Consider the following 23,644-nt stretch of genomic DNA (forward strand, 5'->3'; position numbering starts at 1 on the left):
AAATTTTTCCCTAACCTAGGAATTACTCACCAGTCACAACGACGGTGTACTTGGCATAGAGGGTCAAGATGTTGGATGCCTTGACATCAACAGTCTTGATCTTGGTGATACCACCGGCCTTGGCAGCAGCGGCAACGCTAGCGTCGCCAGAAGCGAAGATACCGAGGATAGAGGTAGCGGTTGCTTCACCGGTCTTGGAGCCAACTTCGCTAGAAGTAGCGGTGATCGGGTAGTTCACGTCGCTATAGAGAACGCCGGAAACCGGGGTAGCGACAGTGGCGCAGCCAGTGAGAGAAGCAGCTGCAACAGCAGCGGCGAGAAGGATTGCTTTTTTCATATTAGAACTCCTTTTTCCTTTTTGTTAAGTGAGTGCGTCAAAATTAGTAACAAATTAACAAAAAAGGGAATTTCGTCAAAAAAAAGGCAATTTTTCTTATTTTTCCCCTAAATTTTTCATTTTTGGCCTAAAAACCCTTTTCCGGGGGGTGGGGCTTGAACGTTGCCCCCTTTTTTTCTACATTTGGGCGCAACTCAAACAAACATCAACTCCATTTGTGGAATAAAATATGAAAAACATTGAAAAGCACAGAAATATTGGTATTTCTGCCCACATCGACTCCGGTAAGACCACCCTTACCGAACGTATCCTCTACTTCACAAAGCGTATCCACGCTATCCACGAAGTTCGTGGTAAAGACGGCGTCGGTGCCACGATGGACTCCATGGAACTTGAACGCGAACGCGGCATCACGATTCAGTCCGCTGCTACGTTTGCAAACTGGACCCACACCAAGTCTGGCGAAGCCGACTCCATCAACATCATCGATACCCCGGGGCACGTGGACTTCACGATCGAAGTGGAACGTTCTCTCCGCGTGCTCGACGGTGCTATCCTCGTGCTTACCGGCGTGGAAGGTGTTCAGTCCCAGTCTATTACCGTTGACCGCCAGATGAAGCGCTACCATGTTCCGCGCGTCGTGTTCGTGAACAAGTGCGACCGTTCCGGTGCAAACCCGCTCCGCGTGGCTGTCATGCTCAAGGAAAAGCTCAACCACAAGCCCTGCGTCATGCAGATTCCTATCGGTCTCGAAGACCAACTGAAGGGCGTGGTCGACCTCGTCGAAATGAAGGCCTACTACTTCGAAGGCGCTAACGGCGACGACATGATCGAAAAGGAAATCCCGGCCGAACTCGTTGACCAGGCTAACGAATACCGTGAAAAGCTGATTGACTGCTGCGCAGACTACAGCGACGAAATCATGGAAAAGGCTATGGAAGGCCAGTATGGCGTCGACGAAATCGACAAGAACCTCATCAAGGCCACCATCCGTAAGGCTACCATCAGCCTCGAAGTGACCCCGGTGTTCATGGGTTCCGCTCACAAGAACGTTGGTGTCCAGAAGCTCCTCGACGGCGTTATCGACTACCTCCCGAACCCGACCGAAGTTGAAAACAAGGCCCTCGACCTCGACAACAACGAAGCCGAAGTCGTGCTGAAGTCCGAAGACAACGCACCGCTCGTCTGCTACGCATTCAAGCTCGTGAACGACCGCTATGGCCAGCTCACCTACATCCGTATTTACCAGGGTACCCTCAAGAAGGGCGACATGATCACCAACATGGCCACCGGCAAGAACGTGTCCGTGGGCCGTCTCGTGCGTATGCACGCTGACGAAATGGTGGATATCACCGAAGCCGGTGCAGGCGACATCGTTGCTCTGTTCGGTATCGACTGCGCCTCCGGTACGACCTTTACCGATGGCAAGAACCACTACAACATGACTTCTATGCACGTGCCGAATCCGGTGATCGAACTCGTGATCGAAGCCAAGAACCGCGACGACCTGGACAACATGTCCAAGGCTCTGAACCGCTTCACCAAGGAAGACCCGACGTTCCAGGTGGAAGTCGACAAGGAATCCGGCCAAACCATCATCAAGGGTATGGGCGAACTTCACCTCGACGTTTACATCGAACGTATGCGCCGCGAATACAAGTGCGACGTGACGACCGGTGCTCCGCAGGTGGCTTACCGCGAAACCATTACCCGTCCGGCCAAGTTCGACTACACCCACAAGAAGCAGACCGGTGGTTCTGGTCAGTACGCTAAGGTTGTCGGCGAAATGCGTCCGATGGCTGTCGAAGGCGACCAGGAAAAGGTTTACAACTTCGTGAACTCCGTCGTGGGTGGCCGTATTCCGAAGGAATACATCCCGTCTTGCGACAAGGGTTTCCAGAGCTGCATGGAAGCAGGTTCCTTGATCGGCTTCCCGGTTGTGGGTATCGAAATGGAAGTCCAGGATGGTGCATACCACCCGGTCGACTCTTCTGATATGGCGTTCCAGGTTGCTGCCCGTATGGCCTTCCGCGAAGCTTTCGAAAAGGCTGGCGCCCAGATCCTCGAACCGATCATGAAGGTCGAAATCCAGACTCCGACCGAATTCCAGGGCTCTGTTGTTGGTAACGTTTCCCAGCGTCGTGGTACCATCACCGGTACGAACGAAGAACTCGGCATGACCACCATCACCGCCGAAGTCCCGCTGTCCGAAATGTTCGGTTACGCTACTGACCTGCGTTCTATGACCCAGGGTAAGGCTGAATTCACCATGGAATTCTGCAAGTACCTCCCGGTTCCGAAGAACATCCAGGAAGAACTCATCAAGAAGTACGGCGACAAGGCCAAGGCCCGCGCCTAATAAGACCGAACTGGCTAAATTCAACAGAGTCCTTACTCTGAAGCCAGTTCTCTCGCAATCGCGACCGGTTAATACCGGTCGCTTTTTGCTCACGGAGACCGCTCGCGCCCAATCGTACTAAGTACGTACCCTGAGCGCTCGCTCTCACAACAGCCCCCGGTTAACACCCGGGGGCTTTGTTGTTCACGGAATACCGCTCAATGTTTTGCGTTGAATTCTTTTATACACAAAAATCCCGCAGGGTGGGAGACCCTGCGGGACAGTGGAATTAGAAGAAAACAAGCGTGCTTCCGGTCTATTCTACCCCGTGATTTGCTCCAGCATCCCTTCGCTAAATCAGAATGGACTGGAAGCACATTACTTAATATACCATCGGGATTTGGAATGCGAAAAAATTTTTTCAACTTTCGTATTCCAAAATGGAATGCTCCAAATTAGAACGACTTGGATGCAGCCTTCGCTTGTTTCCACATTTCTTGCAGGCCTTCGAGGCCAACGTCCTTCATTTCTTTGCCCTGATCGCGAGCCATCTGCTCCACTACACGGAAGCGGCGTTCGAACTTGGAGTTCGCGCGTTCCAGCGCGAGAGCCGCATTGAAGCCACAATGGCGCGCCACATTCACCAAGCTGAACATGATATCGCCAAATTCGTCTTCCATACGTTCCACGTTGCGATTTTCAGGAGAAGCCGCTTGCATTTCGGCACGGAATTCACTAAATTCTTCCACAGCCTTGTTAAAGACAGGTTCGGCCTCGGTCCAGTCAAAGCTCACTTTGGCGGCACGACGCTGAAGCTCTTGGGCACGGGCAAGCGTCGGCAAGCTTTTGCTTACTTTGTCCATAGCGGACTTGCCCTGCATTTTTAGATTGTTTTTTTCTTGCGCCTTGATGCGTTCCCATTGGCGTACAACGCCTTTCGAATCATCAACCTTCGCATCGCCAAAAACGTGCGGATGGCGCCGGATCATTTTTTCGCAGATTCCCTGCACCACGTCGTCGATAGAAAAATCGCCGTTTTCTTTGGCGACTTGCGAATGGAATACTACCTGGAATAGTACATCGCCCAATTCCTCAGCCATATGAGCCTTGTCGTTTGCCTGGGCAGCATCAATATATTCGTGGGATTCTTCGACTAAATACGGGAGTAGCGACTGATGCGTCTGTTGCTTATCCCAAGGGCAGCCTTCCGGGGAGCGGAGGGTCGCCATAATTTTCACCAAGTCATCAAAGGAATATTTCATGACAGACAAAGATAGAAAGTACGAAACACTTGAACCGAATCAATTCCCGCTTTCGTTAAAGGAATCTCCATTAGCGCCGCCGTTACTGTACTATCGCGGCAACTTGCCCGCAAGCGATTGCATCGGAATCGCCATGGTGGGAACGCGCCGTCCCACTAGTTCCGCCCGCGAGCTTTGCCGGCGCCTGGTGAAGTCATTGCAAGGCACTCAAGCCGTCGTTGTTTCCGGGCTCGCACAAGGCATCGATTACTATTGCCACGAAGCTGCGCTTGATTTCGGCATTCCGACGATTGCCGTTATTGCGCAGGGACTGGGCGTCCCTATTCCCGGAGACCGCGCAACGCTCGCACGCCGCATTATCGAAGCCGGAGGATGCATCATGACCGAATACGAGGAAGACTTTCCCTCTTTCAAAGGAAACTTCCCTGCCCGCAACAGGATTATCAGCGGTCTCAGCCGCGCCACAATTTTAGTACAAAGTAAATCTAAAGGCGGTGCACTCATTACCGCCGACTATTGCCTGCAAGAAAACAAGCTATTGATTGCCGTTCCCGGAGACTTCGATAGCGAAGCGGCCGCCGGGCCAAACAAGTATTTGGATCAAGGAAAAGCCAAGCCCGTCTTTGTCCCTGAAAGCCTGCGCACCGTTGCCGGTTTACCCCAAATCAAGACGGATTCGGAAGCACCTGCTGCAGCCAGCCTCTCCCAAATAGAAGCCATCGGGTGTAACCTTTCGAGCGAAGCACTCACCCTATTTAAGCAATTTAATGGCTTCAAGAAGACATTTCAGGAGTTGCAGAACGAATGTAACCTCAAGTCCACCAATATTTTAGCTATATTAACGGAGCTAGAACTCTCGGGGCTAGTCGAAACCCCGGACAACTTCCAATTCTACTTTAACGGAGCAACTTGACGTGAACAAGCGTTTTTTCTGGGTCATTCTGCTTGTGGTAGCCCTTACGATAGCGGCTGTCATTTCGCAGTTGATGTTCGGAAAGAACAGCATCAAACAGCAGCAAAAGGTCACCCACGACATCAAGATGTACGAGATGCAAATTGACTCGCTGAAGCACGCCATCGACTCCTGCAATGTGGAAATCGAACGCCTTAAAAAAGATTCCCTGTACAAAGAAAACTTGTTGCGCACCCGCTACGGCATGAGCCGCAAGGGCGAACGAGTATTTCAGATGGTGAAGTAAGGCCTAGTAGTCTGCCGGTAAATCTTCCGGCAAAAGTTTCATTAAGTCCGAAACGCTATAATCCTTTTGAGCCAAGCGATTCGCCTGGTTCACAAGAGTTTTTTCGTACAAATTGCGAACTCCGCGGCCATTGCCGAACGAAGAATCTCCTTTGGCGATAACGCGGGAGAACAAAGCCTTCAAAGCATTTTTGAATTCAGAAGACAGTTCCAACTTTTGCTTTTCAGCAAGACGCTTGAAAATTTCAAGCAACTCAGCTTCGCTATAATCAGGGAATTCTATATAGCGGTTAAAGCGGGAAGACAACCCCGGATTGCTCTCAATGAAAGCCTTCATCTCATCCGTATAGCCGGCCACAATTACGACCAAACGGCTACGGTCATCTTCCATTCGCTTCAAAAGCGTATCAATGGCTTCTTGACCAAAAGTGTCTTGGCCATCATTACGAGCAAGGGTGTACGCCTCGTCAATAAAGAGAACTCCATCGAGAGCCTTGTCAATGACTTCGTTAGTCTTGATTGCAGTTTGGCCAGCATAACCCGCCACAAGCGAGGAGCGGTCACATTCCACCAAATGCCCTTTTTCAAGAATCCCCAGATCCTTGTATATTTCAGCCACAATCCTCGCTACCGTCGTCTTACCGGTTCCGGGATTCCCCGTAAACACGCAATGATAGGACATGGGAATCGCAGGCAAACCCGCCGAAGCCCTTTTGTTTTGAGCCACGATCATGTTTTTCAAAGACAGGATTTCTTTTTTTACCGAGGCAAGGCCTACTAAAGAATACAATTCTCGATCCGCTTTGGACAACGAAAACTTGCCTATATTTTTCTTGACAAGAGCCTTGACGGATAGACCTTCTTTCTTCTCCCCCGCCTTTTTAGGAGATACCACATTTGCCACTACTGGGCCAGCCATAGTCAACCGTTTAAACAAAAGCAATTCAACCGGCAACAACCAAAAGCAGAGATTCTTAGAAACCGATATTAACGCAATCGGCAAAGAGAAATCTAAATCCCTGGAAACAAGGATGGCGGATACAAGAATTGCCACGGAACAGAAAGCGATCATTTCCCATTTGCGCAAGGCACAATCAAGATCGGCATTTTCGATCATCAGGAAATAAACCAATTGGACGACGGCGAAAACCAATAGGGCTATACTCATAGCCCAAGATACAGGATAAAAGGGAATTACACCCACAAGGCTGATTAAAATGCCCAAAGTTGAAAGCACCATCAGGCCTAAAATTTTCTTAATAAAGCTCATCGCTTTAAATGTAAGAAAAAATTAAGCCATCTTCGAGGCATCGGTACTCTTCAACGCATCGAGACTTACCTTACCCGCAAAGAAACTGTAGGCCGCAGGGACGATGAAGAGGGTCATAAAGGTGGCAAACGTAAGACCGCCTGCAATAGCGATGCCCATGGCGATACGGCTCGGGGTGCCCGTGAGAATCAAGGGCACGGCGCCCAATACCGTGGAAAGGCTAGTCATCAGAATTGGGCGGAAGCGGCGTTCCGCCGCCATCCGAGCCGCCTCCAGCTTGCTGCAGCCGGTATTTGCGGCAATCTGGTTTGCAAATTCCACAATCAAGATACCGTTCTTCGTCACAAGTGCAATCAAAAGAATCAGCGCAATCTCGCTAAAGATGTTGAGCGTCTGGCCCGTAATGAACAAGCAAGCGAGCGCACCCGCGAGTGCAAGCGGCACAGTAAAGAAGATCACGAACGGAGCGCGGAAACTTTCGAACTGCCCCGCAAGCACCAAGAACACCAGCGCAAGCGCCAAAAGGAACACGATATAAAGACCGCTGGAGCTTTCTTCGAATTCCTTGGAGGAGCCACTCAATGCCGTACTCACGTTCGGGTAATCCTTCAGCAAGTGCTTTGCAATGCGGCGCATTTCTTCGACGCCGTCGCCAATCGTCTTGCCGGGCACAAGGCCCGCCTGAATCGTCGCGGCACTAAAACGGTTGAATCGCGGCAGCGACGGTGATGCAGACTGTTCGCTAAACGTAACGAAATTGTCAAGACTTACAAGTTCGCCCTTCCCGTTCTTGACAGTAAGCATAGAGATGTTTTCGGGCATGCTGCGGTACTGATACCCCACCGCACCGATGATATCGTACTGGCGACCATCCTTATAGAATTCACCGTAGCTCTGGTCGCTAATGGCAAGCTGCACCGCCTGCGCAATATCATTTACCGACACGCCTTCTTCGTTCGCCTTGTCGCGCAAAATTTCAATATGGAGTTCAGGCTTGGTAAAGCGCAGGTTCGTATTCACCACGCTGAAGACAGGACTATGGCTCGCTTCTTCTTCGAACTTGGGAACAAGCGTACGCAAGATTTCAATATTCGGGGCCTGCAACACAAACTGCACCGGAAGGCCTCCACGCTGCGTACTAATGCTCTGCGGTTCAAACACCATTACGCGCAAGTCAGGATATTCGTTACCCAGCAACTGGATTTCACGAGCAATCACGCTCTGCGGGCGACGCGCCTTTTTGTTGTCATTCAACGTCAAGCGCATTCTCGAATTGCCTGCATTCCATGCACCCGCCTGGAATTCGGTATATTCGTTGCTGTCTAAAAGTCCAATCACTTCTTCGGCAAAGGCATCAGCCATGCGCTTGGTACGCGTAAGCGTGACACCTTCGGGCATATTCAAGTTCACCATGACCGCGTTTGAGTCTTCGGTCGGAGCCATTTCGCTACTCATATTGTCGAAGCAGAAATAAGCCGCAATCAAAAGCCCCGCCACAATCGGGAACAAGAGCAAACGCATCCTAAGGAATCCGCCGAGAAGCACCGAATAGATTCGATTCATTCCGTCGAAAAACGGTTCCGTGACTCGGAAGAACCAACCCTGCTTCTGCTTTTTCAAGAACTTGGAGCAAAGCATCGGCGAAAGGGTCAAGGCGCAAAGCGTCGAAAGGAATACCGTCCCGATCATCACCGCCACAAATTCACGGAACAAGAGACCCGTGGTACCGCCCAGCGCAAGCACCGGTACAAATACAGCCATCAACACCACAGAGGTCGCAATCACGGCAAAAAAGATTTCATTCGTGCCCGCCACAGCAGCCTGCTTAGGCGTCATGCCGCGTTCAATCTTATGATAAATGTTTTCCACAATCACAATGGCATCATCCACCACAAGGCCAATCGCCAAGACCATCGCAAGCAAAGTCAGCACGTTGATCGAGAATCCGCACAAGTAAAGCACAAAGAAGCTACCGATCACCGATACCGGTACCACCACCATCGGAATCAGCGTCGTGCGACCCTCGCGGAGGAAAGCAAAGATAATCGCAATCACCAACAGGAATGCTATGAAAATCGTTTCCACCACTTCTTTAATAGATGCACGGATATTGATAGAGGTATCACGACCATAAAGGACATCAACGCCTTCGGGAATTTCGCGGCGAATGTCTTCGACACGCTTGTAGAATTCATCGGCTATTTCCACGTGATTCGAACCAGGCTGCGCCATCAACGCAAGCGTAATGGAATTCTTGCCGTTGCGCCTAAAGCCTGTACGCGTATCCTTGGGTTCATAGTGAATGTCAGCCACATCGGAAATGCGAATCACGGTGCCGTCAGCAGCGGTCTTAATGGCGATGTTTTCAAAAGCCTTCGGGTCAAGAATACGGCCAAGCGTACGAATTGAAAGTGTGGTTTCGCTACCTTCGATAGAGCCAGAAGGCAGTTCCAGGTTACCCTTCTTGAGTGCCGCCGACATCTCGGCACCGGAGACTCCGAGCGCCTGCAAGCGCACCGGATCAATCCACAAACGAACCGTGGGGCGTTTTTCACCCCAAATGGCGATTTCGGAAACGCCATTGATGGTCTGCAAGCGTTCCTTGACAAAGTTGTTGGCCAGTTCCGAAACTTCCATCGGATCGAGCTTATCGCTCACAAGGCTCACCATCAAAATCGGGTCGTTGTCACTGTCGGATTTATAGACCGTCGGTTCATCGACATCATCCGGCAAACGACGGCGTACGCGACTCACGCGGTCGCGGATTTCGTTGGCAGCCGCTTCTAGGTCCATGCCGGTTTCAAATTCAATGTTAATGAAGGAGAATCCATCGCGGCTCGTAGAGGTCAATGCCTTAATGCCTGATGCACTGTTGATGGAGGCTTCCAAGATTTCGGTAACTTCGGCTTCGACCACGGCTGCGTTTGCGCCCGGGTAAGAAGTACGCACCTGAATAAGCGGATAGTCTACGTTCGGGTATTCGCGCACGCCCAAATTAGACGCACCAAAGGCGCCAAGCAAAATAATCACGAGCGCCATCACGGTCATGAGCACCGGGCGACGTACAGACAGGTTCGCGACACTCATCGTTTACCTACTCCACTTCGTAATCGGTATTATGACGGATTTCGCGGATACGAACGGAAGCACCTTCGCGAAGGCTAATCAAGCCAGAGGTAATCACCGTATCACCTTCATCGAGGCCACCGGTGACATCAACAGCAATCGGGGTGCGAAGGCCTGTTTCGACATGCTTGATTTTGGCCTTGCCGCCAGTAGCTACAAACACGTAGGCGCCATCTTTATCAAGCGTAAACGCTTCTGCCGGAATCGGAATGCTCTTTGCCAATCCCGCCTGCATCGTAACATTCACCTTAGCATAAGAGCCAGCCAAAAGTTCATTGCCGCCGTTATCGACTTCAACAAGCACCTGACGCGTGCGGCTGCTTTCAGAGAGTGCAGCCTCTAATGCCTTCACCTTGCCAGACTTAGAAACGTTGCGTTCTTCGTCTTTGACATCCACCGCATTGCCCACTTTAAGCGTCGAGGCATAGCGCTGCGGAAGAGCAAACTTCGCCTTCAGCTTCTTGACTTCGCTCAAAGAGGCAATCGATGTGCCAGTCGTAAGCCAGGCGCCCACAGACACATTCACAAAGCCGAGCTTACCTGCAAACGGAGCGCGGACTTCAGTCTTTGCAATTTGAGCCTTGATAAGTTCTACGGATGCTTCGGCAGACTTGAGCGAAGCTTCGGCGGCTTCCATGTCAGCCTTGGTAGCACCGTCTTTTTCGAAAAGTGTCTTGATGCGATCAAACTTTTGCTGAGCGAGCTGTTGGTTCGATTCTGCCTGCTTGAGCTGTGCACGGAGTTCGGAATCGTCAATTTTAGCGAGGAGCGCACCCTTTTGAACTTGGGCGCCGTCTTTTGCATAAAGGTTCGTGAGTCTGCCCGAAGCAGCTGCCGTCAGCTGTACATTGTTCAGCGGTTCAAGCGTTGCCATGGCAGTAAAAGTCTTGCCAGATTCGTGGGCCTCGGCAATATAGCCTTCGACGGCGATTTCGCGAGCGGGTCTGCCACCCGGGCCACCCTTACCTGCGGCGCCCTTTCCAGGAGCCCCTGCACCAGGGGCCGATTCACCGCCACCACAAGCGGCAAGGAAGAACGAAGCCAAAATAAATAAAAAGATCTTTTTCACGCTACTTAGATGTTTTTCAAGTACAATTGGTTACAAAATCTAGAAAAAAAAGTATGCCCTTCCTTAATCCCAATCGAATTCGGAGCGCATCCAAGCACTCAACTTTTTCGCATCTTCGGCGGCCATTTCCTTAACCGGATGATAGTCTAGACGATTCTGGGATTTTTTCCTCGGTTCAAACGAGAAACGGAACAAACCCGACTCCCCCATGCCTTCAAGACGAGCCTTCACCACGTCCAGGAATTCACGGCATTTAACCATGTAATCTCCCAACAGCATCGGGCCATCCAGCAATACGATTTTCGCCTCCGGATGGTACGACCGAATGCGCTGAACAAAGTCTACCGCAACGTTCACAAATTCGGCAGAATCAACCACACCGCTCGCAAAATCATTTGTTCCCAAATTCATCACGACAACATCCGGGTGCCATTTAGCATGGTCCCAGGCGACCGCAGAAAGCGTATCCGTTCCCGTCCAGTCGTAAACGAAGGGAAGTAGCATCGACTTGCTCCCGTCAAAATTCACCGTGAGACCATGAGCGACACTGCAAATGGTATGCGTTTCTGCGCCGAGAGCTTTCGCCGTTTGCCCCGAGAAACTGTAATACGAGCTTTCATAATCAGGGGCCGTTTCCTGGCCCTGTTCCGGAATCAGGACATCGCTACCACATGTAATCGAATTCCCGATAAATTCAATTTTCCGTTCAGGAGCCTTAGGCAAAAGCTCCTTGTCCACTTGTCCCAACACTCGCAATCCGTAAAAGTACCAATCGCCAAAATTGCTGCTGACCCGTTTATACAAGGTCACGACATGCGTGCCATAAGGCAAACCGGAAACCGCAGGAACCATAGAAGTTTTTTTGCTAGCAGCAATGGATATTGCAGAAGAAGGATTCTCTTCGCCATCCACAAAGACGTCCAGGAAAAGGACATTGTTCGTCCGAATTTTCACCTCGAGCGCCGTGCCGACAAATGCAACCGTAATCGAAGAAGCCGACCAAGATAGCACCACAAAGTCGCCTTTTTCAAAATTGGCGCGACCGGAAATTCGCAAAAGGTCCGAATCGTAAGGGACCCACGTCCATTCCTTTTCGGCATCATCCGAACTAGGATCGTCTGCACTGCAAAAAACAAAAAGCAGGGAGAATAACAGCACAATGGAGAGACGTATTCCCTTCGCTGTTCCCTGCATTGATCACCTAGAATTTCACATTCAACATCAGGCCGCTGCCGTCTTCATAGAACTCAGGTACAAATTCCATGCGTTCGGTAAAGGCTTTAGAAGAGGTCGCGCGATAAATACGGATTGTATTCAGCATCGACACCACGCGATTCAAGAGCAACGCACCTACAGATACCTGGAATACGATACGGCTCACGCGGTAATGGCGCAAACGGCTCTTGTATTCGTCAATATGCTCCGTCGTTTCAGGATTGTCGCTGGAACCCCAGTCCCACTGAATGCTCTCATCAAGGTCTTCGTCAATTTTCTTGCCGGAACGCAGCATGGCCTGGTTGTAATCTTCGTCCATATCAGGCGAAGAATTCTGCCCCGCTACACCGCTACGGCTGCGGTAATCGCCCACCGTATTCAGCATGTCTATGTTACGGCTTTTAGAGTTAAGACCTGCATGACGCACCGCATAATTGTGTGCCGAGGTAACATAGCGTTCGCCGATAGCGTAAGAACCGATAGCCGTAAACCAAAGCGCGATATCGGTCCATACGAAAGGCCGCACGAACTGTCGTTCACCCAAGTACAGTTCACCCATACCGGGCAACAATGCCGACGAACCCATAGCAATCAGCCAGTTCTTGTCAGAGTTCTTGCTCACGTTTTGGTCAACAGACACAACCACCTGCGAAAAGGCAGATGCAGCGGCGAGCAACAAAACCAAGAGCAACTTCATTAAAAGCCCCAGCTAGCCTGCACGTTAAATCCAAAGCCGTCTACAAAAGACAGACCGCTATCGAAATGCAAATGGTCGTACCAAGAAAGATCTTCTTCGTACAAGGACTTGTTGTGCGAGTTGGCAGAAATAGCGGCATCAACAGCAGAAATGATATGGTTCAGGATCAGTCCGCCAAAGAACCAAGCCTGCATATCGGCATAGTCGTTAGCCTTGCTGCGCAGGCTGCGATACTTCTTTTGATTGCTAGAGGCACCCAGCTTTTCGGTTGCAGAATTAGGGTCTTCCAGTCCAAGAGCCGTTGCAACGGCAACGTCGGACACATCGTCCCAACCAAGCACATAGGCATTGTCAGAAATCAGCTGGTAAACATCGGCTGCGGAATTGAACTTGATCTTGTCCATTTCGTCACCCAGGCTCTTGGGGTTGTTCACGAAATCGTTCACGTATTCCACATCGTTTTTATACAGCTTGTCACGGTCATAGCAACCATGGATAGTCGCCGTTCCAAAGATCCCTTCGCAGAAAGATTCGCGGCTACCCAAGTAGCGACGGCGGAACTCGGACTCGTAGCTCACCGCATCGGCATTGTACAAATCACGCATGCCGCGTTCGTAACGGCCAATAGAATAGTGTTCCTTGGCGAATTTCTTGTACTTGTTCACCTGCTGATCGTACTTGTGCACAGAGAAATAATACCAGCTGCCCCACAAGGCGGCTTCCAAGGCGAGGTACACGCCACCGCGGGCATAAGTAAAACTGGAACCGCCCACATACATCTGGCCGGAACCCGGAATCACGAGAGACATGAACAGGGCCTTACGCGGGCTCTTGTAGCGGCCCTTCATTTCGTCGATGCCGTTGACCTTGGACACCTTTACCGGGCCAAGCAATTCACGGCGGTTCATGCTGCTAGAGGACGGAACATCTGCGGCAGAAGAAGAACTGGGAAGCATTGCAAGGGAATCGCGGATGCGGTTTTCTTCGTTGTGCCTTTTCATTTCGGCGGCGTAGGCTTCTTCAGGAGTCATTTCCCTGACGGAATCGCCGGCGAGAGTATCAACGAGTGCGGAATCTGCAGTCGGTGCTTCGGCAACCGCCGCGGAATCGACCGTAGCACTGCTCGACGAAACTTCAACCGAGCTTGATACCGGAGCGGGGGCAACGCTGCTAGAAGAAGCGACCGAGCTGGATACCGGAGCAGGGGCGACACTTGAACTCGAAGCGACGCTGGAGCTAGAAACCGGGACGGGGGCGGGCTTTGCCGCTACACTGGAACTTGAAGGAACCGAGGCACTGCTCGGCGCCACAGCCGCACTAGACTGAGCCGCTTCGGCTTCAGCCTCGAATTCCGCAAAAAGGTCTCGGGGCTGGGCAAAAGACTGGGCTACAAAAACACTTGCCACGCAGGCGATGAATGAAAAGGCAAATTTGCGCATACAACGCTAAAATAGCAAAATACGGGCATTTAGGCGCATAAAATTCCCCGACAAAGTCAGGGAACTGCAACAAGCCAACACTTTTATACAAATACGAAGAACCACCTAGCGAGGGATTACCCCGTTAGGCGGCGAATCTTGGCAAACCTTAGAGATCTAGATTAGATGCCGAGTTCCTGAGCAACAGCCTGGATACCAAGCTTGTTGATCGTGCGGAGACCAGCAGCGCTAACGCGGAGGGTCACCCAGCGGTCTTCTTCAGGAATGTAGAAACGCTTCTTCTGAAGGTTCGGCAGCTGCTTCATCAACTTCTTGCGGTTAGAGTGGGAAACCATGTTGCCCACGAGGCCGGCCTTGCCGGTAACTTCACAAATGCGGCTCATAATAAACTCCGTTGTTTTATAACGGACGCAATTTTAGAAAAAAAGCGTCCGTTCGTCAAGGTTAAATTATCAATCTTGCAATGTCTTTGGCAGGTTAAATTTGGTAGATTCGACCAATTTTACGAAATTTTCGATTTCTACGGGGGCAAATTTCTCTTTTATCCAGTCCACCACCCCCTGGACAAGCACTTCAGGAGCGCTTGCGCCGCTCGAAATACCCACCGATTCGATATTTTCGAACCATTCCGGCTTCAAGTCTTCTACCGAGGCAATCAAATAGCTAGGAATGCCCTGTTCAAGCCCAAGTTCCATCAAACGGCTGGAATTGGAGGAATTCTTGGCGCCCACCACCAAAAGCATGTTCACCTTGGAGCAGAGATCGAGGACCGCCGCCTGACGATTGCCCGTTGCATAGCAGAGGTCCCCCGCATCGGGGCCAATAATGTTGGGGAAGCGTTCCTTGAGGGCGTCGATAATCTTGCGGGTCTCGGCAACAGAAAGAGTGGTCTGCGTAATGTAGGCCAGTTCCTTGTCGACAGGCACTTCTACGGTACGGGCGTCCTCTTCGTTCTTGATGAGCGTGATGGCTCCCGGCGGAAGCTGACCCAGCGTACCAATCACTTCGGCATGGCCCGCATGGCCAATCAGAATGATGTGGCGACCCGCAGCATAATGGCGTTTGGCACTATAATGAACCTTGAGCACCAGCGGGCAGCTGGCATCCAGCACCTGCAGTCCGCGCCTTTCAGCATCGGCATAAATTTCTTCGGCGACTCCGTGGGCAGAAAAAATCACCACCGAGCCCGACGGGACTTCGTCCAGTTCATCGACAAAGACAACGCCCTCGGACTTCAGCGTATCGACCACGAACTGGTTATGCACGATTTCATGGCGCACATAAATAGGAGTCCCAAACTTTTCAATCGCTTTTTCAACCACGTGAATGGCGCGGTCTACGCCCGCACAGAAACCACGAGGTGTCGCAAGAATCACCTTTTTCATAAAATCCCTTTTATAAAATTCAGCAACAACTTATAAGAATTCAAAACCTTTCTTCTTTCGCCCATCAGGAACGACCGCACCATGTCGACGGCGGGAATCCTACGACGCAAGTAATCCGCAGGCGTGTTGATCCGCGCAAGTACATGCGATTCCACAAGGCGAGCCACCACATCTTCGTGACCCTTGGCGTAAGGGCCCACGCAAGTCGAAACGCCCATCTGCAATGGTTCCCAAAAATCATGGATCCCCAGCCGGCGGTCAAAGGAACCACCCACCACGGCGCTGCGGCTATTCAAGAAAATTTCGCGGGAGAGACCGAATCGGGACACCAAGGAAACGGCACCCTTTTGCACCGTAGGATAATCCACCACAGGCAGTTCAGCCCCTTGCAACATCTTGCGGAACTGGTTCAACTCCGAAAGGCGGCGAGGCATCAGCACCACCGACTCGCCCTTGTCCACAGCATCTTTCGCCATAGCGACAAAGGCCTCGGCTTCTTCTTGATGGAAAGAGACAAACACCACATCGATGGCCGGATTTTCAGGAACGCAAATCAGCCCACCGTCACGAGCCCAGTTCAAAAGTTTCCAGTCACCGCCCATGGTGCAAGGCACAAAGCCCTTGCTGGCATAAGTGAAACGGCCCAGGTCTGCCGCCGTCTGCATGCAGGCATAGCCCATGCCCGAAAAATCAATGAACGGGAACGACCTGCGGTAGCGCCCCGAAACAAGCGCTATGTTTCGGCGAGTCGAAAGCTTGGACATGGTGGAAAGGTAGCCCGGCCAAAGCTCATTCTCGGCCAAGATAAGTCCCAAGGGCTGCACCGTGCTCACGAACAAATGCAGCGCCGACGGAATATCCGCCGGAGCCATAGCCACATCGGCCACGCCCGCGCAGGAATCCTTCAGGAACGAAACCACCTCGACCTTCTGCGAGGTAATCAGGATTTTCGGACAATCGGGCAGGTCTTCCTTGAGTGCATGAGCCAGACCGCGGAGCATGCGGCATTCGCCGAGACTGGCCCCATGAAGCCACAGATACGGACCGTCGCTAGGCCACGGTCCCGATAAACGTTCTTCTATGTGATATTCCCGGTCAACTCCCGGCCACTTGCTGGCAGCCTTCGCCACCGTCTTGACGGCAGCCCCAACTGCAAGGCGTCCTAAGTTCTTTATGTTTAAGCCCATAGCATGAACGCAATCTTACGGACAACGATCAGCAAAAGGATCATGATCATCCAGAGCCATGTAAAATGGTCTGAAAGGAACGCCTCCCTTGCAGAACGCATCGGCCCAGAGCGGTGGAATTCGCGCGGGAAAAAGGCCGGGGTCTGCTGCGCCCAAATTTTCCACTCGTCACCAAACTTTTTCTCCAGGAAGCGGTCATCGAGTTTACCCAGATAGGCTTCAAACGCAACAAGAACCACGATGAACGGAATGACACGCAGGCTTAGGCCTAGGTGCAAGAATATCAGCGAAATTCCAAACGCAGCGTTGGACACGTACAGCGGATGGCGCAACCTGGCGTAGGCTCCCCAGGTCACCAACTCATCGGCCTCCTGGATGTCACCACGCGTATGTTCGCCAATGACGCGGCGCGCCTTGACGCGCAGGTAGAAAGCCAAGATGAATATATTGATAAAAATAAGGAACATGATGAGTTCAAGGTCCGCCGGTTCGAATAGCAGCAAGATCAATGAAAGGATTCCCAAGACCCATCCGCGATAGCGGTACAGGAACTCGCGTTTCGGTTCTTCTTCGGCAAGTGACGCCGTACCCGATTCATTCGATTCGGCAGAAACCGTACTAGACTCCGTTACATCAGCAGGCACATTCTGTTCAGCAGGATTTTCAATCGGATTCACCTGTTCTTGCTCTTTTTCCATTTGTTCATCCATAATCGCCTCCGCTAAAGCTTTGCAACATTAAATATACATTCAACTTCGGGAGAAAGTACATCGTGGCTAACAATAATTGTCCATTTGCCAAGCGATTCAGCCGTTTTTAGGTACGCTTTAAGTAGGGGTTCGCGATCCGCCAGTGCCACAGATGCAAAAGGCTCATCCAGAAGCACGGTACGGCAATCCGAGGCGAGCGCCCAAAGGAGCGCCACTCGGGCACGTTCACCGCCCGAAAGGCCCGATTTCTGAAGGAGGGGGGCCGCCCCAGAAACCCGCATAAAGGTCTCGAGAGTCTGCGCAGCCTCGGCACCGCGCCCTTTTTCCAAAAGTCGAGAAAGCATCCATTTGGAAGGAAGTTCCAGGTCCTGGGCCACAAAGAAGACGTCGCTCGGAGTAGAAACATCGGCTGAATTCCAACGTTCAAGTCCCGAAAGCAGGCGAAGCAAGGTGGATTTGCCAACGCCATTTTTGCCACGGACAAGAACCGGCTTTTCGCGGGACCAATTGAGCGCAAGATCCGTAAACACAGGGATCTCGGAGCCTTCGTAAGTGAATTTACCACCGCGAATGGAAACCGCGTCGGAGGTTGCATCGGAAGTCGCATCTGGTGCCGCGGCAAAATCCTTGCCAGCAGATTTTCCGGCCAATTCAAGCCGTTCAAATTCTTCGAGGACATTGATTGCCGAGACCGCCGAGCGGAACTGCGGCATAACGCGTGCACATTCCTTGACTGGCTTGTAGCAGAGGAGTACCGCCGAGGTAAACAGCACCAGGCCAGACGCATCCATGTAGCCGCGATTCATAAGGAGCGCGCAGAACGCCAATACAAAAACCATCGCAAGCACCGAAACCGTTTCAGTCAAAAGCGAAAGGCCGGACTTCTTGATCGCGGCATTCAATCCGTTATCGCGGAGCCCGCGAACTTCTCTCAAGAGGCCGTCCGAGATTTCTTTGCGTTCGTCGCGGCCGCTCCACTGCCTAAAAAGCCTACGGGCCAGCGACAGATTTCCGCGAAAATCGGAACGGGACCGCAACAGGGATTCTTCGGCGGGGCCAAGCTTATGGAGTTTGCGCTGAAGGACCGCCACCAGTGGCACAATCACCACGAAAAGAAACGTCGTAAGCGGCCAAGAGATATAGAAAAGCACCGGCAAGAAAACCAGCAGTTGAAGCACCGCCTGCACCGCCTGAAAGAAGACTCCCCCGTTATTCTGCAGCACGACCGTGGCCTCGTAAGCAGATTCGACCATACGTTCGCCTTTGGGAGTGTGGAAATTCTTAGGAGCCAGATCACGGAGCCTGTGCAGGAACCATGCCTGCACCCGAGCCGACACCTTATAGAGCCAACCTTCGGAAACTTTGGACTTGCCGTACAGGAACAATAAACGAAACATGGCGAGCGCCACCATTCCCCCGACCCAGGCCGCAAGCGGAATATCAGCCTTGCCATCTACGATATCGATAAAGGAGCGAATACCCCAGAGCACCGCCGCATCAGCAGCACTTGCCAAAAGCGCCAGCGGCAAAAAGCGGATTACACCGCCTTTCAGGGATTTTTTCAGCCATTTTCGCAAATTCACGCAGAAAAATTAACTTTTTTCCTGTTGCCCCCTTGACTAAAATTAAATAGTTACCTATATTTGGCCCTACTAAACGCCCCTATCGTCTAGTGGCCCAGGACTCGGGATTTTCATTCCCGCAACAGCGGTTCGAAACCGCTTGGGGGTATAAAAGGAACCTTTCGAAAGAAAGGTTCCTTTTTTTGTTATCCGCCCTTGACAAACAAAAATAGTTACCTATATTTGGTCGCACAAATCGCCCCTATCGTCTAGTGGCCCAGGACTCGGGATTTTCATTCCCGCAACAGCGGTTCGAAACCGCTTGGGGGTATAAAAGGAACCTACCGAAAGGTGGGTTCTTTTTTTGTTTATATTTATGGCATTCATTACTATGTAAATCTGGGGTATTGATGAAGTTCCTGCTGTACTTAATAATCGCGTGCTTTCTTTGTGGCTGTGCCACAGGTGAATGCAGAACGAACGCATGCCTCACATACAAGAGAACGGAGGCTTTCTGTAACGAAATCCGAGCAGAGGGAGCCTTTTGTTTGGAATACGATTATTTTAACTACTGTATCAGGGATGGTCTGAACAATCAAAAGATTGCAACGATGTGCATAGATACCCTGATTTATAAGGAAATCCTTGAGGTCTTTGACGGAAAATGGGCTAAAGGTACTGTTGGCAATAGCCAGCCAACTGAAGATTCTACGGGTGCAGGCCCTTATTGGATTGATCGAATAGAATACAGTTATAGTTCCTTTACGCGGGATGTAATTCAAGATACAGTAATTTACCATCATTATTGTAAGTCAAAAGACAATAACAACTGTGACATGATTTTTTTGATTCACACAAATAGGGGCCCAAGGTACCAATATGATTACAAAACGAAAGAAATAAAAACCAAGGGTTGGCCTATGTAGAAATCTAAAATAACTGTCATAACGAGGGGAAACGGACGTTCCAAACAGCTTTTTTGTCGGCCTATTAGTCTTCCCTCTCTCAGGAGAGAGAGGGATGGGACTACAAGCTCATCTCATTTCGCTTGTAGCCCTTCGGGTTACGGCCGTTGGCCGTAATCCTTAACTGCGCTTTGTTCGCTTCGCTCTCGCGCAGTTAATCGAACCCTCTCGAGGGTTCTCATCCCGTTTTTTCAGTAAAATAAAAAGCGAAACCTTGCGGCTTCGCTTTTTATTTCAGGAGAGAGAGGGATTCGAACCCTCGGTCCTGTGACAGACTCCGGATTTCGAGACCGGCCCAATCGACCACTCTGGCATCTCTCCGAGGTTCGCACAATGTAGTAAAATAATTTTCGGTTGTCTACACCCATTTCTAAAGAAAAGCTTGCAACCCTTTGAAATCAGTCCCCATATTTCTACATTTGGCCGCAAATCCAACAAAAACGGATCCAAAAAACTTCAGGTTTATAAGCGCGAGTGCGCTTCGGGGCTTTTCAAGGTTCAAGACTGAACCAATCGATAGTGCGGCATGGGCCGCAGATGAAGTTTACGGGTCCCTGAAGGTGCATTATGACAAAGAATACTGAAGAACGTATTCCTGAAGAAGCTATTGACCCTAAATCCAAGATTGCCCGCGAAGCAGACGCGTTTTTGAACGCTATTGCAGGCGGTGCCGACGAAGACGAGGCCGATGAAGCCGCGTTCCTGGAACTGAACCCGAACGGCGTGGTCGTCGACGAAGAAGGCGACGTGCTCAAGAAGGGTCGAAAGTCCGCCATTGAAGTCGGCACGAAGGTCGAATTCGAAGAAGGCGAAGTCGAACAGCCCGAAGAAGATGAAAGCGCCGAAGATTACGCCGAATCTAAAAAGAGCTGTGCCGAACCGGTTGAAGACGAACAACCCGCTGTAAAGGACTCCGCAGAGGAAGAACCGACGGAAGAATCCGATGACGATTCTGACGAGGAACCGGGCGACGAAGCCCTCGTAACTTTCGAAGACCTCGGACTTGCAGACGAAGTTCTTGAAGCTATCAAGGCCATGGGCTACGAGACGCCCTCTCCCATTCAGGCGAAGGCGATTCCCGCCCTTTTGCAGGGAGCAAACTTACTCGGTACGGCCCAGACCGGTACCGGAAAGACCGCCGCAATCTCGCTTCCGCTGCTTTCGAGGCTCGACTTTAATGGTCACGAAACCTCGATGCTGGTACTCACGCCGACCCGCGAACTTGCAATCCAGGTGGCCGAAGCCATCCAGCAGTACGCCGCCAAGATGCCCAAGGTGCATGTGGTTCCGGTTTACGGCGGTCAGGACATCGCCGTACAGCTCCGCGCCCTCAAGCGCCAGGCGAACATCGTCGTCGCTACCCCGGGCCGCCTAATTGACCACATCAAGCGCGGTTCCATCGTGCTTTCGGGCGTGAAGGCCATCGTACTCGACGAAGCCGACGAAATGCTCGACATGGGATTCATGGAAGATGTGGAAACCATTCTCAAGGAAATCCCGGCAAGCGCTCAGCGCGCCCTCTTTAGCGCCACCATGCCTAAAGAAGTCAAGAAGATTATCGAACAGCACTTGGGCGAATACGAAGAAGCCTGCATCGAAGGCAAGACGACAACCGTCGAAAACATCCGCCAGCGTTACTTGCTCGTAAAGAACGAGCACAAGATCGAGGCACTCGCTCGCGTGCTCGAAGGCGAAGACTTTGACGGCGTGCTGATTTTCGTGCGCACCAAGCAGAACACGACCGAAGTCGCCGAAAAGCTGGAAAGCCGCGGCTTCAACGTGGCCCCGCTAAACGGCGACCTCGCCCAGTCCATGCGCGAACGCACCATCAACCGACTCAAGATGGGCAAGCTCGACATCGTTGTCGCCACCGACGTGGCCGCCCGTGGAATCGACGTGGACCGCATCACGCACGTGGTGAACTACGACATTCCCTACGACACCGAATCTTACGTGCACCGCATCGGCCGTACAGGCCGCGCAGGCCGCAGCGGAAACGCCATCCTCTTTATCACGCCACGTGAAAAGAAGATGCTCAAGATTATTGAAAAGGCAACCCGCCAGCCGATCGAAACGATGGAATTGCCCACCGCCGAAATCATCAGCGCAAAGCGCGTCGCCGCCTTCAAGGACAAAATCAAGAGTGTCATTACCACCGGCGAACTCGACAAGTTCAAGGAACTCGTGGAAAGCATGGTTGCCGAAAGCGCTACAGAAGGTGCAGAACCGCCGACCGCCGCAGACATCGCCGCCGCCGTCATCAAGATTTGGCAGAAAAAGCAGCCGCTGTTCCCGGAACTCAAGCCGCTTGACGTTCCTCGCGAACGCCGCGAACGCAATGACAATTTTGGTCTTGACCGCGAAGAAAAGAGCCGACTCCGCAAGGAACGCAACGAAGGCGCAAACGGCGTCGAAGAAGGCTACCTGCGCTACTACCTGGGTGTTGGCCGCCGCGACCATGTGACGCCGCGAGACATCGTAGGCGCAATCGCCGGCGAAGGCAATATCAGCAGTTCCAACATCGGACGCATCAAGCTGTTCGACAAGTTCAGCACCGTAGAACTTCCCGAAACCATGCCGCAAGAAGTTCTCGACATTCTCGCCGACATGACGATTCGCGGTAACGAATCCAGATTCCGCCTGATGACCGACGAACCGCCTACCGGCCCTGCCCCCGGAACTCGCCCGCGTGCCAGCCGCGAAGACCGCCGTAGTTTCCATCGCGATGGAGACCGTCGCAGCAAAAAGTTCGACGACAAGCCTTTCGAAAACCGCAAGGCCCGCCGCGAAAAAATGTTCGGCGACAAGAAGTTCGGCAAAAAGGAAGACCGCTTCCACAAAGACCACGACGAACGCAGCTTTGGCGACAAGCCCTTCCGCAAAACTCGCCGTTTCGGAAGAGTTTAAGTAAAGACAAGAGGTTTGCTCCGGCAAGCCTCTTTTTTACTATACTTGCGGCATGACTTTTTCGACTCTTATTGGCATCATTCTGTTGCTAGCCCTTGTCTTTTTTAAGATCAAGGGCAAATCGCCGAAAAAGAATCCGAAAATGTACCATGGCGATGGACGCCGCAAGACATTCCGCGATTTCGAGCAGGAACGCCGCAAGGGTCTGAGCGATGGAATTCGCGGACTGGACAAGCCTTTTGAATTGGGCGGTTACGGCATCACGCATGCGCCAACCCGCAGCGAGAACTTCTTTAAGCCAGATCCGAAATTCAACGACGAGCGCATCGCAAACGATCCGCGAGGCATTTTTGGCGAAGCGGCCATGATGGCTTTGACCGCACGCGTCTGCGATACCGACAAGCGCCGATATGTACTGATGCGAAACTTGTACATTCCCGCACGCACTGGCTTCACCGAAATCGACGCGTTACTTTTGCACCAGTCGGGCATCTACGTACTCGAAAGCAAGAACCTTTCGGGCGAAATCGCAGGCGACCTTGAAAGCGAGCGATGGAACCAGCACTTGAACGCAAGCACCGAGCATACATTCCACAACCCGATTCGTCAAAACATCGGGCACATTTTGGCGCTAGAACATTTTCTGAAAATCCGCCATGAACAGGCGCACTTTATTTCGTTCGTGGTATTCAGCGACCGTTGCGTACTGCGAAAGGTACCCAAGGATAACGAATTCTGGAGCATCGTTCATTGTAGCGAACTGCAAGACGCCCTACTCAAGCGCATCACGAGCCGCAAGACCATTTACACTATGCAACAGCTTGAAGACTTTTATTATAAATTGCAAGGTTGCATGAATGTGAGCGAAGAAGTGAAGGCGAAGCACAGGGAATATGCTAGTAAACGGAGTGAGCAATGAGGTCGCTCGTAAACTCGCTTCGAGCGCGCTACGCTTTGAGCAAAACATTAGGCGCCCT

Annotated in this window: 19 protein-coding genes and 3 tRNA genes; 8 read left to right on the forward strand and 14 right to left on the reverse strand. The window is 51.7% G+C overall.

Annotated elements, in window-relative coordinates; translation table 11 throughout:
• Window positions 1-22: 22 nt before the first annotated feature.
• Complete coding sequence (locus BUA40_RS09835) at window positions 23-337, reverse strand: TRL domain-containing protein (RefSeq protein WP_072800472.1); 315 nt, start codon at window positions 335-337, stop codon at window positions 23-25.
• A 229-nt stretch (window positions 338-566) separates the two neighbouring features.
• On the opposite strand from BUA40_RS09835, the gene fusA reads away from it, so the two are divergent.
• Entirely contained in the window at window positions 567-2,696 is a 2,130-nt protein-coding gene (gene fusA, locus BUA40_RS09840; RefSeq protein ID WP_072800473.1) for an elongation factor G, read from the forward strand.
• Window positions 2,697-3,130: 434 nt separating this feature from the next.
• Here the strand turns inward: fusA and mazG are convergent, their stop codons facing one another.
• Window positions 3,131-3,937, reverse strand: coding sequence for a nucleoside triphosphate pyrophosphohydrolase (gene mazG, locus BUA40_RS09845; protein WP_072800474.1), 807 nt, complete (start codon window positions 3,935-3,937; stop codon window positions 3,131-3,133).
• Between mazG and dprA the strand changes: the two genes are divergently transcribed.
• The gene (dprA, locus tag BUA40_RS09850) at window positions 3,936-4,850 is read left to right on the forward strand and encodes a DNA-processing protein DprA (RefSeq protein ID WP_072800475.1); all 915 of its coding nucleotides are present in this window, start codon (window positions 3,936-3,938) and stop codon (window positions 4,848-4,850) included. The two genes, mazG and dprA, sit on opposite strands and share 2 nt — an antisense overlap.
• Window position 4,851: 1 nt before the next feature.
• Window positions 4,852-5,136, forward strand: coding sequence for an FtsB family cell division protein (locus BUA40_RS09855; protein ID WP_072800476.1), 285 nt, complete (start codon window positions 4,852-4,854; stop codon window positions 5,134-5,136).
• A gap of 3 nt (window positions 5,137-5,139) precedes the next feature.
• Here BUA40_RS09855 and BUA40_RS09860 read toward each other — a convergent pair whose 3' ends face one another.
• The 11 genes from BUA40_RS09860 to BUA40_RS09910 form a co-directional block, all read right to left on the reverse strand.
• Window positions 5,140-6,405 (reverse strand): AAA family ATPase, encoded by a 1,266-nt coding sequence (locus BUA40_RS09860; RefSeq protein WP_218588189.1) that lies wholly within the window; start codon window positions 6,403-6,405, stop codon window positions 5,140-5,142.
• Between the two features lie 21 nt (window positions 6,406-6,426).
• On the reverse strand, window positions 6,427-9,492 hold the full coding sequence (locus BUA40_RS09865) for an efflux RND transporter permease subunit (protein WP_072800477.1): 3,066 nt from the start codon (window positions 9,490-9,492) through the stop codon (window positions 6,427-6,429).
• A gap of 7 nt (window positions 9,493-9,499) precedes the next feature.
• The gene (locus tag BUA40_RS09870; protein WP_255369277.1) at window positions 9,500-10,576 is read right to left on the reverse strand and encodes an efflux RND transporter periplasmic adaptor subunit; all 1,077 of its coding nucleotides are present in this window, start codon (window positions 10,574-10,576) and stop codon (window positions 9,500-9,502) included.
• Window positions 10,577-10,663: 87 nt separating this feature from the next.
• Window positions 10,664-11,794 (reverse strand): SGNH/GDSL hydrolase family protein, encoded by a 1,131-nt coding sequence (locus tag BUA40_RS09875; RefSeq protein WP_072800479.1) that lies wholly within the window; start codon window positions 11,792-11,794, stop codon window positions 10,664-10,666.
• Between the two features lie 7 nt (window positions 11,795-11,801).
• Window positions 11,802-12,512 carry a hypothetical protein gene (locus BUA40_RS09880; protein WP_072800480.1) on the reverse strand — a complete coding sequence of 237 codons (711 nt, stop codon included), beginning with the start codon at window positions 12,510-12,512 and terminating at the stop codon, window positions 11,802-11,804.
• On the reverse strand, window positions 12,512-13,951 hold the full coding sequence (locus BUA40_RS09885; RefSeq protein ID WP_072800481.1) for a hypothetical protein: 1,440 nt from the start codon (window positions 13,949-13,951) through the stop codon (window positions 12,512-12,514). Before BUA40_RS09885 ends, BUA40_RS09880 begins: the two co-directional genes overlap by 1 nt.
• 161 nt (window positions 13,952-14,112) lie before the next feature.
• On the reverse strand, window positions 14,113-14,334 hold the full coding sequence (rpmB, locus tag BUA40_RS09890; RefSeq protein ID WP_014546602.1) for a 50S ribosomal protein L28: 222 nt from the start codon (window positions 14,332-14,334) through the stop codon (window positions 14,113-14,115).
• 69 nt (window positions 14,335-14,403) lie between these two features.
• Window positions 14,404-15,336 (reverse strand): 4-hydroxy-3-methylbut-2-enyl diphosphate reductase, encoded by a 933-nt coding sequence (gene ispH, locus BUA40_RS09895; RefSeq protein WP_072800482.1) that lies wholly within the window; start codon window positions 15,334-15,336, stop codon window positions 14,404-14,406.
• A complete protein-coding gene (locus BUA40_RS09900) occupies window positions 15,333-16,523 on the reverse strand; it encodes a glycosyltransferase N-terminal domain-containing protein (protein ID WP_072800483.1) in 1,191 nt (396 codons plus the stop codon). Before BUA40_RS09900 ends, ispH begins: the two co-directional genes overlap by 4 nt.
• The gene (locus BUA40_RS09905; RefSeq protein ID WP_255369279.1) at window positions 16,514-17,233 is read right to left on the reverse strand and encodes a methyltransferase family protein; all 720 of its coding nucleotides are present in this window, start codon (window positions 17,231-17,233) and stop codon (window positions 16,514-16,516) included. The genes BUA40_RS09900 and BUA40_RS09905 overlap by 10 nt, the downstream gene beginning before the upstream one ends.
• An 11-nt stretch (window positions 17,234-17,244) precedes the next feature.
• Entirely contained in the window at window positions 17,245-18,816 is a 1,572-nt protein-coding gene (locus BUA40_RS09910) for an ATP-binding cassette domain-containing protein (RefSeq protein WP_072800484.1), read from the reverse strand.
• A gap of 75 nt (window positions 18,817-18,891) precedes the next feature.
• Here BUA40_RS09910 and BUA40_RS09915 point away from each other — a divergent pair.
• The 3 genes from BUA40_RS09915 to BUA40_RS09925 all read left to right on the forward strand — a co-directional run bounded on the left by BUA40_RS09915 (window position 18,892) and on the right by BUA40_RS09925 (window position 19,721).
• Window positions 18,892-18,964, forward strand: a tRNA-Glu gene (locus BUA40_RS09915).
• 89 nt (window positions 18,965-19,053) lie between these two features.
• Window positions 19,054-19,126, forward strand: a tRNA-Glu gene (locus BUA40_RS09920).
• A 217-nt stretch (window positions 19,127-19,343) separates the two neighbouring features.
• Complete coding sequence (locus BUA40_RS09925; RefSeq protein ID WP_143149764.1) at window positions 19,344-19,721, forward strand: hypothetical protein; 378 nt, start codon at window positions 19,344-19,346, stop codon at window positions 19,719-19,721.
• A gap of 275 nt (window positions 19,722-19,996) precedes the next feature.
• Here BUA40_RS09925 and BUA40_RS09930 read toward each other — a convergent pair.
• Window positions 19,997-20,081: transfer RNA gene (locus BUA40_RS09930), tRNA-Ser, on the reverse strand.
• Between the two features lie 246 nt (window positions 20,082-20,327).
• Between BUA40_RS09930 and BUA40_RS09935 the strand changes: the two genes are divergently transcribed.
• Complete coding sequence (locus tag BUA40_RS09935) at window positions 20,328-22,667, forward strand: DEAD/DEAH box helicase (RefSeq protein ID WP_072800486.1); 2,340 nt, start codon at window positions 20,328-20,330, stop codon at window positions 22,665-22,667.
• A 52-nt stretch (window positions 22,668-22,719) separates the two neighbouring features.
• Window positions 22,720-23,586 carry a nuclease-related domain-containing protein gene (locus BUA40_RS09940; RefSeq protein ID WP_072800487.1) on the forward strand — a complete coding sequence of 289 codons (867 nt, stop codon included), beginning with the start codon at window positions 22,720-22,722 and terminating at the stop codon, window positions 23,584-23,586.
• Window positions 23,587-23,644: the final 58 nt, after the last annotated feature.

The organism is Fibrobacter sp. UWT2 (assembly GCF_900142545.1).
Lineage (GTDB): Bacteria > Fibrobacterota > Fibrobacteria > Fibrobacterales > Fibrobacteraceae > Fibrobacter.